This is a genomic window from Chondromyces crocatus, from assembly GCF_001189295.1.
GTDB lineage: Bacteria > Myxococcota_A > Polyangia > Polyangiales > Polyangiaceae > Chondromyces > Chondromyces crocatus.
In genome coordinates, this window is the sequence record NZ_CP012159.1 from 4553070 (window position 1) to 4568995 (window position 15926).

Annotated in this window: 14 protein-coding genes; 7 read left to right on the plus strand and 7 right to left on the minus strand. The window is 70.5% G+C overall.

From position 1 onward, the window contains the following. Window positions 1-178 precede the first annotated feature (178 nt). A complete protein-coding gene (locus CMC5_RS16825) occupies window positions 179-1597 on the plus strand; it encodes a VanW family protein (RefSeq protein WP_050431393.1) in 1419 nt (472 codons plus the stop codon). A 27-nt stretch (window positions 1598-1624) separates the two neighbouring features. On the opposite strand, the gene CMC5_RS16830 is transcribed toward CMC5_RS16825, so the two are convergent. After that, on the minus strand, window positions 1625-2362 hold the full coding sequence (locus tag CMC5_RS16830) for a formylglycine-generating enzyme family protein (protein WP_050431394.1): 738 nt from the start codon (window positions 2360-2362) through the stop codon (window positions 1625-1627). A 73-nt stretch (window positions 2363-2435) separates the two neighbouring features. Between CMC5_RS16830 and CMC5_RS16835 the strand changes: the two genes are divergently transcribed. The 3 genes from CMC5_RS16835 to CMC5_RS16845 all read left to right on the plus strand — a co-directional run bounded on the left by CMC5_RS16835 (window position 2436) and on the right by CMC5_RS16845 (window position 5717). Further along, entirely contained in the window at window positions 2436-2804 is a 369-nt protein-coding gene (locus tag CMC5_RS16835; RefSeq protein ID WP_156338654.1) for a hypothetical protein, read from the plus strand. 359 nt (window positions 2805-3163) lie between these two features. Further along, a complete protein-coding gene (locus tag CMC5_RS16840; protein ID WP_050431396.1) occupies window positions 3164-5131 on the plus strand; it encodes a serine/threonine-protein kinase in 1968 nt (655 codons plus the stop codon). 67 nt (window positions 5132-5198) lie between these two features. After that, window positions 5199-5717 carry a C40 family peptidase gene (locus tag CMC5_RS16845; protein ID WP_050431397.1) on the plus strand — a complete coding sequence of 173 codons (519 nt, stop codon included), beginning with the start codon at window positions 5199-5201 and terminating at the stop codon, window positions 5715-5717. Between the two features lie 30 nt (window positions 5718-5747). On the opposite strand, the gene CMC5_RS16850 is transcribed toward CMC5_RS16845, so the two are convergent. The 3 genes from CMC5_RS16850 to CMC5_RS16860 form a co-directional block, all read right to left on the minus strand. Next, the gene (locus tag CMC5_RS16850; RefSeq protein ID WP_050431398.1) at window positions 5748-6791 is read right to left on the minus strand and encodes a PA0069 family radical SAM protein; all 1044 of its coding nucleotides are present in this window, start codon (window positions 6789-6791) and stop codon (window positions 5748-5750) included. 90 nt (window positions 6792-6881) lie between these two features. Beyond that, window positions 6882-7799, minus strand: a complete 918-nt coding sequence (gene rnz / locus CMC5_RS16855; protein WP_050431399.1) for a ribonuclease Z — start codon at window positions 7797-7799, stop codon at window positions 6882-6884. Further along, entirely contained in the window at window positions 7796-9175 is a 1380-nt protein-coding gene (locus CMC5_RS16860; RefSeq protein ID WP_050431400.1) for a hypothetical protein, read from the minus strand. Before CMC5_RS16860 ends, rnz begins: the two co-directional genes overlap by 4 nt. A gap of 166 nt (window positions 9176-9341) precedes the next feature. On the opposite strand from CMC5_RS16860, the gene CMC5_RS16865 reads away from it, so the two are divergent. Both CMC5_RS16865 and CMC5_RS16870 read left to right on the plus strand, forming a co-directional pair. After that, window positions 9342-10046: a thiamine phosphate synthase gene (locus tag CMC5_RS16865; RefSeq protein ID WP_050435934.1), complete on the plus strand. Its 705-nt coding sequence runs from the start codon at window positions 9342-9344 to the stop codon at window positions 10044-10046. Beyond that, complete coding sequence (locus CMC5_RS16870; RefSeq protein ID WP_050431401.1) at window positions 10043-10672, plus strand: hypothetical protein; 630 nt, start codon at window positions 10043-10045, stop codon at window positions 10670-10672. Before CMC5_RS16865 ends, CMC5_RS16870 begins: the two co-directional genes overlap by 4 nt. A gap of 198 nt (window positions 10673-10870) precedes the next feature. Here the strand turns inward: CMC5_RS16870 and CMC5_RS16875 are convergent, their stop codons facing one another. Further along, on the minus strand, window positions 10871-11719 hold the full coding sequence (locus CMC5_RS16875) for a ferritin-like domain-containing protein (RefSeq protein ID WP_245678474.1): 849 nt from the start codon (window positions 11717-11719) through the stop codon (window positions 10871-10873). A 659-nt stretch (window positions 11720-12378) separates the two neighbouring features. On the opposite strand from CMC5_RS16875, the gene CMC5_RS16880 reads away from it, so the two are divergent. Then, window positions 12379-14310, plus strand: coding sequence for a spermidine synthase (locus tag CMC5_RS16880; protein ID WP_156338655.1), 1932 nt, complete (start codon window positions 12379-12381; stop codon window positions 14308-14310). Window positions 14311-14319: 9 nt separating this feature from the next. Here the strand turns inward: CMC5_RS16880 and CMC5_RS16885 are convergent, their stop codons facing one another. After that, entirely contained in the window at window positions 14320-14853 is a 534-nt protein-coding gene (locus CMC5_RS16885) for a hypothetical protein (RefSeq protein WP_050431403.1), read from the minus strand. Next, window positions 14853-15848, minus strand: coding sequence for a DNA polymerase III subunit (locus tag CMC5_RS16890; RefSeq protein ID WP_050431404.1), 996 nt, complete (start codon window positions 15846-15848; stop codon window positions 14853-14855). The genes CMC5_RS16885 and CMC5_RS16890 overlap by 1 nt, the downstream gene beginning before the upstream one ends. Between the last annotated feature and the right edge of the window lie 78 nt (window positions 15849-15926).

The window sequence follows — 15926 nt, forward strand, 5'->3', positions numbered from 1 at the left end:
CCCAGCGAACGCAGCGCCGAGTCCGTAGAGCCTCATCCTTGTCGTCGTCATGGTCACCCGCGATCCCTCACTCCTGTCATCGTCACGACCATCGCGCGGCAGGAGTGTACGGCGGAGCGATGACGGTGCCGGTCAAAACTTCCGGTCTGGAGCGGAGCCGGCTACGATTCCAGTTCTCGTGAGAATTCGGTCTGTCGTCCTCGTCGTAGGCTTCGGGTCGCTGGCTGGCCTCGGGTTGGGGGCAGGCCTGCACCACGTGCTCCCACGTGCGCCCGTCGTGCGGGGGCTCTCCATCGGCGAGCGCATCCTTCCGGAAGGCGCTTCTCCGACGGCGTGGCTCGTGTCCCGTCGAGAGCAGCTCCACGGTCGCAAGATCTGGCTGCACCGCGAGGGGCACTGGTTCAGCACCACCCTCGGCGCGCTCGGTGTCTCCGTCGACGTGGCGGCCACGCTGGAGCGGGCGCAGCAGATCGGGCACGAAGGATCGCTGATGCGCCGGCTCAAGCAGACGGCACGCGCGCGGCGGGGTGAGCTCGACGTCCCCCTCGTGTGGACCGTGGACGAGCACAAGGCGCGCACCTTCCTCCGGACGGAGGTTGCGCCCGTCGTCTTCCGGGAGCCCACGGATGCACGCCTGGATCTCGCGCAGCGGCTGAAGGTGCCCGATCAGCCGGGCATGAGCCTGGACATCGAGCGCACGATCGCCGCCCTCCACGCCATCTCGCACGAAGAAGAGGAGACCATGGAGCTCGCCATGAGCTACGTCTCGGCCAAGGTGACCCTGGTGGATCTCACCCGGGTCGACGTGAGCCAGGTCGTCTCGGTCTTCGAGACGTCGTTCTCCACGTGGGGGAGCGGAGCGGGACGGGCGAAGAACATCGCCAACGCTGCTGCGCGTCTCGATGGCGCCGTGCTCGCGCCCGGCGAGGCGATCTCGTTCAACGAGCGGGTGGGCCCGCGGACCCCTGAGAACGGCTTCACCGTCGCTCCGGAGATCCTCGCCGACGAGACGGTCACCGGCTACGGCGGCGGTACCTGCCAGCTCGCCAGCACCCTGCACGCCGCGGCCCTGTTCGGTGCGTTCGACATCCTCGATCGCCAGAGCCACTCGCGGCCGAGCGCGTACACCAAGCTGGGCCTCGATGCGACGGTCGTCTATCCCACCGTGGACCTCAAGATCCGCAACAACCACCCGTTCCCGGTGATGATCCACGCCTTCCTTCCGAAGCCGACGGTCATTCGCGTCGAGCTGCTCGGCGGCCAGTCGTCGGCCACGGTCGAGTACCGGTACGGTGTCGCGAACGTCGAGGACTTCACCCGTCGTATCTACGTCAAGGGGCACTTCCCGCCCGGCAAGCGCATCCGTCACCAGAAGGGCTCGCGTGGGTACGACGTGACGTCGTTCGTGCGCATCTCCCACAAGGATGGTCGCGTCGACGAGCGCCACTACTTCAGCGGCTACCGACCTGCCCCCGAGGTGTACTGGGTGGCGCCCGGGTACGATCTCGCCGAGCTTCCTCCGCTGCCGGAGCATGCCAAGGGCATCGAAGACATGTCGGCCACGAGGACGGCTGGCGACGGCAGCATGGCCATGTGAAGACGGCGCTCGCGCAGGCCCGCCAGGTCAGCCCGGGTCACGACAGCAGCGGAAGCCCACCTCGTAGAAGCGGAACAGCGGCCCGTGGGACTCGTTGGTCCCTCGGCATCCTGCCCAGGGCTTGGACCAGTAGCCCCCTTTGAGGGAGGAGCGGTAGGGCCACTCGGCGCGTGAGGTGCTGACCCACTCCTCGACGTTGCCGACCAGATCGTACGCACCGAAGGCGCTCACGCAGGCCGGGAAGGTGCCTGTGGGCTCACCCTGCCAGACGCGTGCGGTCTCCGCCGCGCGTACCGCGGCGTCGTTGCTCGCGAGCTTGCGTTCGCTCACGGCCTTCCACGGCTTCGAGACGTTGCACGCCCTGGGATCCTGCGCGTGGCCGTAAGGGAAGGGGAGCGAGGCCGGCCCTTCGCAGCCGAGTTCCCACTCGAACTCGGTGCAGAGCCGCTTGCCCACGCCAGCGCAGAGCGCTTCCGCCTCGATGAAGCGCGCCATCACGACAGGCAGTTCACCCTGACGGTTCGGCCACTCGTACCGGTCCATGCACGCGCGGATCGGCGTGGCGCGCATCTCCAGGGCCACTGCCCCCGGGAAGAACGCCCAGCAATGATCCTGTTTGAAGGACGTGCAAAGGCGCTGCACCTGCTCGTGGTGGGTTCCCTCGACCAGCACCATGTCAGGAGGGCAAACGGCATTTCCTGTGACGGGCGCGGCGGTGGATGCCGCGAGGGGAGCGAGGAGCTGAGCCAGCAGGTCGAGACGCATCGAGGAGGGCGGGATATCGCATGCCCTGCGCAAGACCTCCACGGCTTGCAGGGCACTCGGGTATCCTCGTGGGATGCGTAGTGCCTTTCGTGGCGTCGTGCTCGTCGCCGCGCTGAGCTGGGCGGCGTGTGGCGGAAACGTGGTGGTGGATCCCGAGCAGGAGACGGGAGGGCCCGGCGCTGGCCCGGGGAGCGGGCCTGGCGGGGGCGATGACCCAGCCTCGAACTGTGCCCAGTTCTGCTCGGTTCAGCAGCAATACGACTGTTCCGGGCCCACCTGCGAGAGCGAGTGCCTCGAGTCCTACGCCGTCTTCCCGGATGCGTGTTACCCTCTTCTGACCCCGTATCTGCAGTGCATGGTGCAGCAGGTCGGTCCTCAGTGCGACCTGCCCGTCGCGTGCCTTGCCCTCCTCCTCGAAGTGATCGACTGCCTGGAGCTCTGAGCCCTGGGCATGGGCCTGCGCGTGGAGCCCCAGTCCTCGTCCGGCCGAGCCCTGGCACATCGCGTCGTGCCGCGTCGAGACGTAGCTTGGGCAGAGGGCCCCGCGACCCGCCGCTCGACGGATCGCGTTGGCGCGCACGTGCCCCACCGCACCAGAGGGGAGCGGTCACCCGGATGCTCCTCCGCTCGCGATGTGACGAACTCGAGGGCCTGGCCAGTTTCCGCGGGCCCCTGATCCGGACCTGGTCACGCGCCCCCTGAGCCGTGTACGCTGAAGGGCTACGGCGTCCTCGATCCTCCGGAATGGCAGCTCCCCCGTCGCCCTCGAGAACTGCCCTGCCTGCGCCGGATCTGGCGCGGGTGGGCGTGCTATCTGGCGGGATTGAATCCCGAACGCAGCGGCTCGCCCTGCGACCGGATGCAGGCCACGAGACGTCGGCGAGCGCTCCCACCGCCCTGAATCGTGCACCGGAGCCGTCGCTGCTCGACATCGACATCGACGTCGACGTGCCGGAAGAGCCGATCGACGTCGACGCGCTGTTCGATCTCGACGAGCTGCCTCAGGCGAAAGCCCCCTTCGCACCAGCTCCGGTTCCGCCGCCTGTCGTGGCCTCGACCCCTTCCACACCGCCACGGGCTGCCGTGCGTGTCGAGCGGCCGTCGAGCCCCGCTGCGGCCTCGGCGAGCCCGGTGGAGCGGCCATCGAACCCAGCGGCGCCGCTCGTGAACGCACTCCTGCCGGTGAGCGCGGCGGAACCGCCGCCGAAGCCCACGGCACCGCTCGGCGAGCACGCGCTCCCTGCGCTCAACCAGGCCGAAGCCCACCCCGTCGAAAGCGTCTCTCAGCCTCCCCTGTTCTCGCAGCAGGCCGCCGAGACGCTCACGGTGCGGCTCTCTCCGGCACCCGTCTCTGCCGACGAACCAGGTCCAGGGAGCCTCATCTCCGGCCGCTATCGCCTGGAGCAGATCATCGGACGCGGCGGCATGGGCGCCGTCTGGCTCGCCCGCGACACGACCCTGGACATCGACGTCGCCCTCAAGCTCATCCGACGCGACCGCGCTGCCCCCGAAGCGCGCGTACGGTTGCTCCAGGAGGCGCGTGCCGCGGCACGCATCGGCCACCCGTCGATCGTGCGCATCTTCGACTTCGGCGAGACCCCGAGCGGTGATCCCTTCATCGTGATGGAGCTGCTCCGTGGCGAACCGCTGAGCAGCATCCTCGCGCGACGTCAGCGCCTCGCTCCGGCGCTGGCGGTGTCCACCTTGCTCCCGCTGGCCAGCGCGCTCGTCGCGGCGCATGGCAAGGGCATCGTCCACCGCGATCTCAAGCCCGACAACATCCTCCTCGTGACCAACGAGGCCGGCGCGCTGGTGCCCAAGCTCCTCGATTTCGGGATCGCGCGGCTCCTCACGGGGGACTCGGAGCGGCGCTTCACCCTCGCCGGTGAAGTCCTCGGCAGCCCCGACTACATGTCGCCCGAGCAGGCCAAGGGCGAGGAAGACGTCGGCGCGGCGACGGACGTCTGGGCATTCACGGTCGTCCTCTACGAGGCGATCACGGGACGGCGACCGTTCCAGGGGGCGAACTACAACGCCTTGATCCTGGCCATCATCACCCAGGAGCCGACACCGATCACGTCGCTCGCAGCCGGCGACGAAGCGCTGTGGACCATCGTGCGCCGCGGACTCTCGAAGCGCGCCGCGGACCGCTGGCAGACGATGCGCGACCTGGGCGCTGCCCTGGCGACCTGGGCCATCGAGCGCAGCGTGCAAGAGGACGTGTCCGGCACCTCCATCGCCAGCCACTGGCTGACGGGGAGCCGGCAGCGCAAGCTCTCCGTGTACCCCATGGGGCCTCCGCCCAGCCTGAGTGCTGCGCCAGTCGATCCTGCCGTGGCGAACGGCGCCTTCCAGCTTCCGCCGCTCCGCATTCCCGTGGCATCGATGGAAACGGTGACCCGACCTCCCTTCGTCCCCACGCAGCGTCGGTGGGGGATGATGGCAGCGTTCCTCGCCCTCGGGCTGATCGGGACCGTCGCCTTCCTCGCCGTGGGCGCTGGCGCTGGCCGCGTCGCTGAGGAGAGCGCAGGGGAGGCGGCTGCATCGCCGCCGAGCGAACCGAGCGTCGAACTCCTGACACAGGAAGCCCCCCCGGCGGCGACCGCCGACATTTCACCGGCCGAACCGACGGCGACGGCGCTGCCCGTGACGGCTTCCGCCAGCGTCCCCGCCGCCCTGCCCACGGCGACCCCACGCAGCGTGGTGCAACCCATCAAGAAGAAGCCGAAGCGGACGGCGCCGCCCGCACCCAAGGACATCAGGTTCTGACGCTGCCTCCGTGCGCGTCACCTCGGGTTTCTTGCCCCCGGGTGGCCGCATTCACGATCCTTCCGGCATGCGTTGCGCCCGACTCCTTCTCCTTGCCGCCCCTCTGACCCTCGGCTGTGCCGGGCAACCGTGGGCGTCGGGTGGAGGCCTCGCGTACGCGCAGTCCCCCCCGCAGCGCGCGGCGGTCGCGTCGACCACCCCCGCCGAGGCCCCCGGTGTGTCCTCCTCCTCGCGCACCCCCGCGAACCGCGCCGATCCTGCTGCGACAGCCCTCGCCTTCGCTCGATCCAAGCTGGGGACACCTTACTGTCGCGGTGGCACCGGCCCGGGTTGCTACGACTGCTCGGGCTTCACGAAGGCTGCCTGGAGCGCCGCGGGACGGAACATCCCTCGCACCTCGGGACAGCAAGCGACCTCCTTGCCCACGGTGCCCATGGACCGCCTTCAGCCTGGCGACATCGTCTGGAAACCTGGGCACGTCGCCCTCTATCTCGGCGACGGCAAGGTCATCAACGCGACGAAGCCGGGTGACGTCGTGAAGATTCAGCCTCTCAAGGGCTATTCCAAGGCCGTGCGACCCTACTGAGCGGCGCCCGTCTCGACGCTCCGCGTTCCCTCACGACGCGGAGCGTGCCGGCCCCAGATCGAAGGGCAGCGTCTGCTGCCCGGGGCGCAGAAAGGTCGTCGCCCCTTCCTCGGCGACGCGCACACCGTCGAGACCGAGCTTCCTGCAGTGGATCGAGAAGAGCTGCTCGATCGCCTCCCACCGCCTGCCTTCACCCTTCATCCGCGCACCGAAGGCCGAATCGTTCATCTTGCCACCGCGGATCTCGCGGATCGCGCGCCGCACCTTCTCCGCATGCCCGGGGAGCGCAGCCTGGAGTCGCTCGTCGAACACCGGCAGCACCTCGCGTGGCAACCGCAGCGCTTGCATGAACGCCGAGCGTGCGCCCGCATCGCGCGCCCGCTCCAGCAGTTCGGGGATGTCGGTGTCGTTCAGTCCCGGGATCACCGGGGAGATGGAGATCCCCGTGGGGACACCCGCGTCGGAGAGCGCCCTCATCGCCTCGAAGCGGAGCGAAGGCCGGCTCGCGTACGGCTCGATCTTCCGAGCCATCGCATCGTCGGCAAACGTCACGCTGAGGACGACCTTGGCGCGCGCCTTCCGCGAGAGCTCCCCGAGCAGATCGACGTCGCGCCGCACCAGCGCTCCCTTGGTGATCACGACCACCGGATTCTGGTGCGTGAGGCACACCTCCAGCAGGCGACGGGTGATCTGGTAGCTCGCCTCCAGGGGCTGGTAACAGTCCACGCTCCCCGACAAAACGAGCGTGTCTCCTTGCCAGGAAGCCCTGCCGAACTCCCGCCGCAGGATCTCGGCAGCGTTCATCTTCACCACGATCTTCCGATCGAAATCCGTTCCAGCGCCCCAGCCGAGGTACTGATGCCCCGGTCGCGCATAGCAGTAGGCGCAGGCATGAAGGCAGCCGCGGTACGGGTTCGCGCTGAACCGGAAGGGGAGGTCTGGGCTGTCGTTCTGGGTGATCAGCGAACGCGCCTGCTCCTCGAACACCTGGAGGGTCGCCGCGGGCGCCTCTTCCAGGTACGTCACATGGGTCGAGGACCAGGGATTGGGCGGATTCGACACCGGGCGGGGCACGAGACGAGCTTACCCGGGGGGCGCAAGATTGCACGCTTGTTCAGGTGTCGGCCCGGCGTCGAGGTCTCGCGAGCTTCTCGCCCTGGTGCCTCAGTCCTTCAGCGGCAGCTCGATCTCGCGGCCGTCTTCGGCCACCTCGCACGCCTTGAGTTCTTCGCGCGCTTGCTGGAGCAGCACATGGGGCTCGTGATCGTAGCGGGCCGACAGGTGCGTGAGCACCAGCCGTTCCACCCCCGCCTCCCCGGCGAGACGAGCCGCCTCACGCGCCGTCGTGTGCTTCGTGAACTCCGCTCGTTCCTGCTCCGCGTCCCCGAACGTGGCCTCGTGGACCAGCAGATCGGCCCCACGCGACGCCCGCACCATCGCCTCGCATGGCCGCGTATCGCCCGAGATCACCACCCGCCGTCCGGGTCGCGAAGGACCGACCACCTCCTCAGGTTTCACGACGCGCCCGTTGGGCAGGGTGATCGCCTCACCGCGCTGGAGCTTGCCGAAGAGCGGACCCGACGGGACTTGCCGAGCGCGCGCTGCCTCCACGTCGAAGCGCCCTGGCCGGTCGTCCTCCACCAGCGCGAAGCCGATCGACCGCACCCGATGATCGGTGGGGAACGCCTCGACCCGGTAGCCGTCCCCCACCATCGCCGTCCCCTCGGCGATCTCCACGATCTCGACGGGAAGCGCCAGCTCGTCCACGCCGAGCTTGATCACCTGAGGAAGGAACGACGCTGCGGGCGGCGGTCCGTAGAGCCGGAGTGGCTCGGTGCGCCCCATCATCGAGAGCGTCCGCAGAAAGCCGATGATCCCCAGGTAGTGGTCGGCATGAAAGTGCGTGAAGAACACCGCCTGGAGCGAGAACCCCGTCCCGTAGCGGATCATCTGTCGCTGCGTCCCCTCACCGCAGTCGAAGAGCAGCGCGTCGCTCTCCCGCTTCACGAAGAGGCCGGACAGGTTCCGGCGCGCGGTGGGGGCGGCAGCCGAGGTGCCGAGGAAAGTCAGCCGCAAGCTCATGGCGCAGTGCTGTCGTCAGGAGGAGGCGGCGGAGGGGGCGGGGGCATGGGGACTGCCTTGGGAGGCACCACGTGGAACGGTTCTGGCGCGCTCAGCAGCCGGACCCGAGTCGGGTTCTTCGCCGTCACATCGGCCGTGTAAGCGTCGACCTCCGCGCGGCCTCCGGTCTCGTTGGCGTGCAGCACCGCGGTCACTCGGTACAGCCCCTGGCGCCGGAACGTCGTGTTCGGGCAGACCTCTCCGACCAGCACCCGGAAGCTGGTCGACGCACCCGGCTTGAGGGTCCTGAACAGATCCCGAGGCACACCACCGGTCGCTGGCGACGCCGGGCAGATCGTCGTCCCATCCGGCCCTTCGACGCGGAACTCGAGCATGCGCGGCAGCAGCGCCACCGTCATCGGACGCTTGCCTGCGTTCTTCGCGTTCACGGTGAGCGCCACCTTCTGCGGGGTGCTCGCTTCCGACCAGGGATCGGCCGTCACCTCGAGCCAGGGTGCGTTGGCGTCCACGATGGGTGGCGTCACCTCGACCGGCGGGCCTCCCTTGGGTGTCGCCTCCGGGTCGGACGTCGCGCCCGGAGCGCTCGCGGCCTTGTCCGAAGAAGCGGCTTCCTTCGTCTCCGCCGCTGCCGCAGGCACCTTCGCCGTGGGAGCGCCGGCCTTGTCTGGTGTCCCCGCGGGCTTGCTGGAAGCTGCCGCTGCCTTGTCGGCGCTCGCCGCTGCCTTGTCTCCCGCGCCCGCCGCCTTCTCCGCTTCCTCCTCTTCCTCGAGCGTCTTCGCTGCGCCGTAGCTCAGCATCATGGTCGGCGCCTGCAAGCCGCGCGCTGGCGCAAAAGCCACCGGATCGTCGGTCGACTCCGCCATGAAAGGCGCTTCCGGCTTCGCTCGCGACCACGCCTTCGGCGGACTCCAGCCGAGCCAGGCGCGCACCACCGCACCTCCCGTCAACGCCGCCGCGTCCTTGCCGAAACACAGCAAGTGCGGATCCAGCCGCTCGACGTAGGACTGCCCTGGCGCCAGGAGCAGCGCCCTCCGCTCGGGGAACGCGGTCGGCCGCAGCGGCGTGGGCACCGTACAGCGCACCTTCTTCTTCGTCACACGCCCTCGGGCGTCGACATCGGTCAGCTCGATCTCCAGCTCCAGCAGCCGCTCGTCGGCTGCGATGCGCATCGGTCGCTCTCCCGTGTTGTCGAGCCGCATCGTCCACGTGCCGCTCGCCGTCGGCGCCGTGAGCCACAACCGCGCAGGCGCGGGCGGCGGCTCGGGGGCCTTCTCTTTCGTCCCCGCACCGCCGCTCGCCGTCTGGGCGGACGCGGGATGCGAGACGAGGCCCAACCCGACCACGCCGATCAACCACGGAAGGAAGCGCATGTGCATGGATACCTTGCTCTTTGTCCGACGCTTCCGCTTTCTTTCCGGAGGCGTCAACCGTAGCTTTGCGCCTTGACATCGGCCGGGGCGGTCGGCCCCGAGGATCTTCCCTGCCGCACCCCCGTCATCGGTCATGCTTCGATCGGACCGTCACCGACCCCTGCTCTGCACCATGCGAGGACTCTACGCCATCATCGACACCGACGCCCTCGCGCGTCGTGGCATCGACCCCATCCCCTATGCCGAGGCCGTGCTCGCGGCGAAACCGGGCGCCATCCAGCTCCGGGACAAGCGCGGCAGTGCCCGACGCATGCTGGAACTCCTGCGTGCCCTCGTCCCGCGCGCCGCGGCGGCCGGTGTTCCCCTGTTCGCCAACGACCGCCCTGATCTCGCCTTGCTCGCCGGCTGCGAGGGCATCCACGTCGGCCAGGACGATCTGCCGGTGACCGAGGTCCGTGCCCTCGCAGAGCGTGCAAGGGTTCGTGTCCGCATCGGCCTCTCGACCCACGACCTCGACCAGCTCGAGCCCGCCCTCCGCGAGCCCATCGACTACGTCGCCATCGGCCCCATCTTCCCGACCGCCAACAAGGAGCAGGCGGATCCTGCCATCGGCCTCCCGGCCCTCACCGCGCTGGTCGCTCGCGTCGCCGAGGTGCGCCCGGGCCTCCCCGTCGTGGCCATCGGCGGCATCACCCTGGAAACGGCGCCCCAGATCGGCGTCCTGGGTGCGTGCGCTGCCGTGATCGGCGCGCTCCTCCCGTCCGAGCCCGAGGACGGCACCCCCTTCGACCTCACGAGCCCGGAAGCCCTCGCCGCGGTCACCGCGCGGGCCACCACCTTGCATCGGGCCTTGCTCGGTGCAGCGACCCCGGCATGAGCCTGCTCCTGATCGGTGCCGCCACGGTGGTGATGGCGGCCGCGGCAGGCTACGTCGCCGCACGCCGTCACCAGTCCGAGCTACCGCCTCCGAACGCCGTCGCGCGCCGTCGCGACCCATCGGACCCGGACCCAGACGAAGACGACACGCCCGCGAGCGACCCCTTCGAAGCGCTCCCCTTGCGCCTCGGGGACGTCGTGCAGGTCGACCGGGAAGAGCGCTGGCTCGCCGGCGCCGTGCTGGCGCGCGACCGGCGTGAGGTCGTGGCTGCCATCTTCCTCGCCCCCGAGGGGGCCGAGCAGCACGCGGTCGCCGCTTTCGCACCTCCACGGCGTGACATCTACTGGCTGCGCCCCGCCCAGGCCGACGCGCCCGCCGAGCCCCCCGCCACCCTTGAGATCGGTGGGACCGCCATGCAGCGCCGCAGCCGCAGACCCGTCGCCTTGCAGCGCCTGGGGAAGGGGACACCGGAGGTGGGTGACGAAGGCGTGCTGGCGCTCTACGACGCCGGTCCCGGCCGTGTCGCCGTGGTGCTCGGGACTGCGGGGCGCACCTTCGCCTGGGCGGGCAAGCCGGTGGACCCAGGCCGGTACGACCGACTCGGTCACGGCGGCGATTGCCCCTAGCTCCCCGGGTGGCCTTTCACTCGGGAGCGACCTCCCTGCTTGCGAGGTGGAAGCGACCTCTCTCTGCTTGCGAGCGACACCTCGGCGCAGCACGTCGGTGCCGACGCCTCGTCCCCAGGCGCTCCCTGCACGACCCGTGAGTTCAGGGCTGCGGTTTTGCCCCCTCGCGTCCCCATGCCTCCAGCGTGACGCCTCGGCTCACGGCTCCGGCGCAGGCACCTCGCCACCGTGCCCCGCGGCAGGTGGCACCTCCTGCATCTCGACCGCCCTGGCCCACGCCGCTGCCGCATCGATTCCGTGCTCCCCGAAGCGGGGCACGTAGTCCCGGGTGATCGCGCGCTCCAGGATCTCCCCGTAGCGCGCCCCTGCCATCAACCCCCAGGCCCGATCCTCCTCCGAGATCGTCACTCTCCCCCGCGCACCGGGGGGCATGTAGCTCCGCCGCACGCGGCCCAGCATCTGCGGAAGCTCCTGCACCACCAGCTGCTTCACCGCCGGCGCGCACGGCAGGGCGAGCAGGTACCGCAGCAGCGCCCACCCGAAATCCCGGTGACGCACCTCGTCGCGGAGCACCCGATCCAGCGCCCTGCGCGCCACCGGCACCGTACAGCCCTCGCGCAGCACCTTGAACAACGGCACCGCCACCGTCTCTCCCAGACAGAAGACCTCCACCCCCGCCCGCGCCACAGCGAGCTCCAGCAGCTCGCGGCCAGGCCCCCGCAGCCCCAGCGTCTCCCGCGCGAGCGCCGGCATCGCCTCTCCCCCCGCAGCCACGAACGTGCGGTGGCTCAGGTCCGCGTGGACCAGCTCGTCCTTCACGATCCGCAGCCCATCGTCGATCAGATCGGGCGACGCCCCCATCTGGATCAACCACAGAGTCAGATGCTGCGTGATCGCTGCCGACCGGTACTCCGCCTCCACCCGCCGCCCCCACTCCAGCCGCACCGCATCGCTCGCCGCGACCCGTCGCGTGCGCGCCGCAGGCCGCTCGGGGGACGAGGTTCGCGCACGCGCGCGCCGGGCAGGGGAAGGCGTGACCGCAGCCATCTGCTCACGCTAAGCGGCGCTGCGCGGCGCGACAAGCCGCCCGTCCTCGACGCCGACCTTCCCCTCGTCCCGCTCATCCCCTCGCCCCCTTTTCCCGGACGAACCCGTGTATCGTCGGGTCGGCGCCTCTGACGATCGCGGCGCGCGGAGACGCCATGCGGATCCTGTTCACGGCCACCATCGCCCTGAGCGCGGCCTTGCTCTTCAGCGTCCAGCCGATGCTGGGCAAGGCCTTGCTTCCGCGCCTCGGAGGCGCCCCGCAGGTGTGGGTCACCTGCATGCTCTTCTTCCAGGTGGCGCTTCTCGCCGGCCACGCCTACGCCCACCTCGCCGCGACCCGCCTCGACGCCCGCCGCCACACCTTAGGGCACCTCGCGCTCGCCTTCCTCCCCCTCGTCCTCGTCGCTCCCGGCTCGCGTCTCGGCGTCCCCTTCTCCCTCCCTCTCGCTCCAGCGGCGACTTTCCCCCTCGCCGCCATCCTGGACCGCGCGCCCACCCTTGCCGTCCTGCTTCCCCTTGCCACGACCGTCGGCCTCCCGTTCTTCATCCTCGGCGCCACCAGCCCCCTCCTCCAGCGCTGGTTTTCCCGCACCGACGACCCCGACGCACTCGACCCTTACTTCCTCTACGCCGCCAGCAACCTCGGCAGCCTCGCCGCCTTGCTTGCCTACCCCTTCGTCCTGGAGCCCTGGCTCGGCCTCACCGCGCAGGCGCGCGCGTGGGCCTGGGGCTACGGCCTCTTCGTCTTCCTGCTCGCCGCTTGCGCACACCGCGTGATCCGCCGCCACCCCGGCGCCCCGAACGCCAGCGCGACCGCCGAAACCGACGCGCCCGACGCGCCCGACGAGACCGCCTCCGAGCGCGAAATTCCCCCTCGCCCTCTCCTCTGGCTCGCCCTCGCCTTCGTCCCCTCCAGCCACCTCCTCGGCGTCACCGCCTACGTCACCACCGACATCGCGCCCATCCCCTTGCTCTGGGCCGTCCCCCTCGCGCTCTACCTCACCTCCTTCATCCTCGTCTTCGCCCGCCGCCCCACCATCCCGCACGCCTGGATGGTCCGCCTCCTCCCCCTTGGCGCAGCGGCCTCGATCCTCACCCTCATCGCCGAGACCTCCGACCCTCCGGCCCTTCTCCTCCCGCTGCACCTCCTCACCTTCTTCGCCGGCGCCATGGTCTGCCACGGCGAGCTGGCCCGCAGCCGACCTGGCCGTCGCCACCTCACCGCCTTCTACCTGTGCCTCGGCGCAGGCGGCGCCCTCGGCGGCCTCCTCAACGCCGTCCTTGCCCCGCTCCTGTTCAACAGCCTCGTCGAGTACCCACTCGCCATCCTCCTCGCCTGCCTCTGCCGCCCCGCGCCAGCCAGCGACCCCACGGCCTCCCCCTCCTTCGAGCCCGACCACGAACACGCAACCAGCATCCCCCCGGAGCCCGAACGCGAAGCCACCACCAGCGCACCCTCCGCGTCCGAACACGACATCGCGCGCTGCGTCCCCTCCGCGCCTCGTCTCGACACCTCCGAAGAAACCCCCGCGCTCACGGCCGCATGGCAAGGACCCTGGCGCCCCGACCTCCTCTTCGCCGCGCGCGCCGGCTTACTCACCGTCGCCCTCATCCTCGGTGCCCGCTTCCTCGACCGCCCTCACGACCGCCTCACCATCGGCGTCGTCTTCTGCATCCCCCTCCTCTTCGTCTACCGCACCCTCTACACCCCCCGCCGCTTCGCCCTCTCCCTCGGCGCCATCGCCCTCGCCAGCGCCCTCCACCCCGGCGGACACGGCGCCGACCTCCACCGCGAACGCACCTTCTTCGGCGTCGTCCGCGTCACCCAGGACAGCCGCGGCTTCCACCGCCTCGTCCATGGCCGCACCATGCACGGCGTCCAGAGCTTCGTCCCCTCACGCCGCCGCGAACCGCTCGCCTACTACACCCTCGACAGCCCCATCGGCCGCACCTTCACCCGCCTCGATCGCGCCGCCGCCTCCAGTGCCACCATCGGCGTCGTCGGCCTCGGCGCCGGGGCCCTTGCCGTCTACGCCCGCCCAGGCCAGCGCTGGACCTTCTACGAGATCGACCCCGCCGTCGCCCGCATCGCCCGCGACCCCCGCTACTTCACCTTCCTCCACGACGCCTTCCCCGAGGACCGAGGCCTCCACCTCGTGATCGGCGACGCCCGTCTCGGCCTCACCGCCGCACCGGACGCCCACTTCGATCTGCTGATCCTCGACGCCTTCAGCTCCGACGCCATCCCCGTCCACCTGCTCACGCGCGAGGCCCTCGCCCTCTACGAGCGCAAGCTCGCGCCGGGCGGCGTCATCGCCTTCCACCTCTCCAACCGCTTCCTCGACCTCTTCCCCGCCCTCGGCAACCTCGTCACCGACGCTGGCCTCATTGCCTACGGCTTCCAGGACGCGCCCACCCGCAGCCAGGAACAAGCCGGCAAATCCCCCTCGCGGTGGGCCCTGGTCGCGCGCCACATCGACGACCTCCAGAGCCTCCCGCACCTCCCCGACGCCTGGAAGCTCCGTCCCCGCCCCGACGTCGCGTCATGGACCGACGACGTCTCCGATCTCCTCGCGTTGCTCCGACGCTGACCCGCCGCCCTACTTCGAGCCCTTCTTGATCGGCAGCGACACCCGCCGCAGCTCCTCGCCACCGACCTCGCTCACGATCACCGTCAGCTCCCCCGCGTCCACGCTCCGCAGCGTGTTGTAGCCCCACGTTCGCCACTGCCACGACGCCCCCACGTCGAGCGTCAGCTCGGTCCTCGCCACCCCGTTCACCTGGAACTCCACGCGCACCTCGCGTGGCCCCCCCGTCCGGTTTCGCAACGACAGGTGCGCATAGACCCGCTCGCCAGCCCTGGCCGTGCTGAGCCGATCCGCCGGCTCCTTGTCCTTCACGGCCGACGTCAGCGTCATCTTCAGCAGCTCCAGCCCCTTCACCTCCGGCGCCTCGTCGCCGCCCGCAGCGCCTGGCGCGCCCGTCGACACCGCGCCGCTCGACCCCGCCGCCGCGTCGCTCGCCCCCGCGTCCACTCCGGCGCTCCCGCTGCCGCTCGACCCCGACTCGCACCCGCTCAGCGCCGCCACGACGAGGGCGTACACGAGCGCCCAGCGCACCCTCAGCATGCGCATCAGCCCCCCGCCTCGCGCATGTCGGCCACCAGCGACACCATCGCCAGCTGCGGCGAAGCGTTTCGCTCCAGCCGCACCACCGCCCGCGACACCACCTCGTAGCGCCGCGCCAGCACCTCCGCCGCCTCGGGAGCCGTCTCCACCTCGCTCCGCGCCTTCCGCGCCAGCGACGCCCCCAGCGCACGCAGCTCCGCCTTGAGCAACCCCTTGTCCTTCTCCAGCGACTCCGCCAGCGTCACCGCCGCGCCCAGATCGGGCGCCCCCACTGCGTCGAACACCCGCTGCAAGAACGCCTCCCGCCCGGCCGTCGCCTCCTCGTCGCACAGCTCCAGCGCCGCCGACACGCTCCCTCCTGCGAGCTCCAGCGCCAGCTCGTGCCGATCCTCCGGGATCTCCGCCGCCCGCAGCGCCTCTCTCACCACCGCCTCCGGCAGCGGCCCGAAGCGCACCGGCATCGTCCGCGACCGGATCGTGTTCAGCATCGCGTCCGGGCGCGACGTCGTCAGCACGAAGTACGTCCCTTGCCGAGGCTCCTCCAGCGTCTTCAGCAGCGCGTTCGCCGCGCTCGTCCCCAGCTCGTCCGCGTCCCGCACGATGAACACCCGTGCCCGCCCCTCGTGCGGCGGATAGCTCGCATGCTGCAGCACGATGGTCCGCACCTGATCGACCGAGATCTCCGTCACCTCGTCGCTCTTCCGCCCGATGGTCGACGCCGGGTAGAAGTTCTTCGCGATGATCGCCACATCCGGGTGCAGCGGCGACGCCGGCCGCCCTGGCGATCGCGCCCCGGCCCGCTTGCAAGCGCTGCACGCCCCGCACCCGAGCGGATCATCCCCCACGCACACCAGCGCCTGCGCGAGCGCCGTGGCCGTCATCTCCTTGCCCACCCCGGGAGGTCCCTCGAACCGGTAGGCGTGATGCACCCGCCCCGACATCAGCGCCCGCGAGATCGTCGAGACCGCCGTCTCCTGACCGAGGATATGCGTGAACGGCACGGCCGGGTCCTACCACGCTCCAGCGTGCCCGAGAACCCGTCCACCCCAACGTCCAGGCGCCCTGAGCGATGTTGAGTC

Bases quoted from the DNA above. Each gene is read 5' to 3' on its own strand.
- CMC5_RS16830 (WP_050431394.1), bottom strand. From the start codon at position 2,362: ATGCGTCTCGACCTGCTGGCTCAGCTCCTCGCTCCCCTCGCGGCATCC.
- CMC5_RS16835 (WP_156338654.1), top strand. From the start codon at position 2,436: ATGCGTAGTGCCTTTCGTGGCGTCGTGCTCGTCGCCGCGCTGAGCTGG.
- CMC5_RS16845 (WP_050431397.1), top strand. From the start codon at position 5,199: ATGCGTTGCGCCCGACTCCTTCTCCTTGCCGCCCCTCTGACCCTCGGC.
- rnz (WP_050431399.1), bottom strand. From the start codon at position 7,799: ATGAGCTTGCGGCTGACTTTCCTCGGCACCTCGGCTGCCGCCCCCACC.
- CMC5_RS16860 (WP_050431400.1), bottom strand. From the start codon at position 9,175: ATGCACATGCGCTTCCTTCCGTGGTTGATCGGCGTGGTCGGGTTGGGC.
- CMC5_RS16865 (WP_050435934.1), top strand. From the start codon at position 9,342: ATGCGAGGACTCTACGCCATCATCGACACCGACGCCCTCGCGCGTCGT.
- CMC5_RS16870 (WP_050431401.1), top strand. From the start codon at position 10,043: ATGAGCCTGCTCCTGATCGGTGCCGCCACGGTGGTGATGGCGGCCGCG.
- CMC5_RS16875 (WP_245678474.1), bottom strand. From the start codon at position 11,719: ATGGCTGCGGTCACGCCTTCCCCTGCCCGGCGCGCGCGTGCGCGAACC.
- CMC5_RS16885 (WP_050431403.1), bottom strand. From the start codon at position 14,853: ATGCGCATGCTGAGGGTGCGCTGGGCGCTCGTGTACGCCCTCGTCGTG.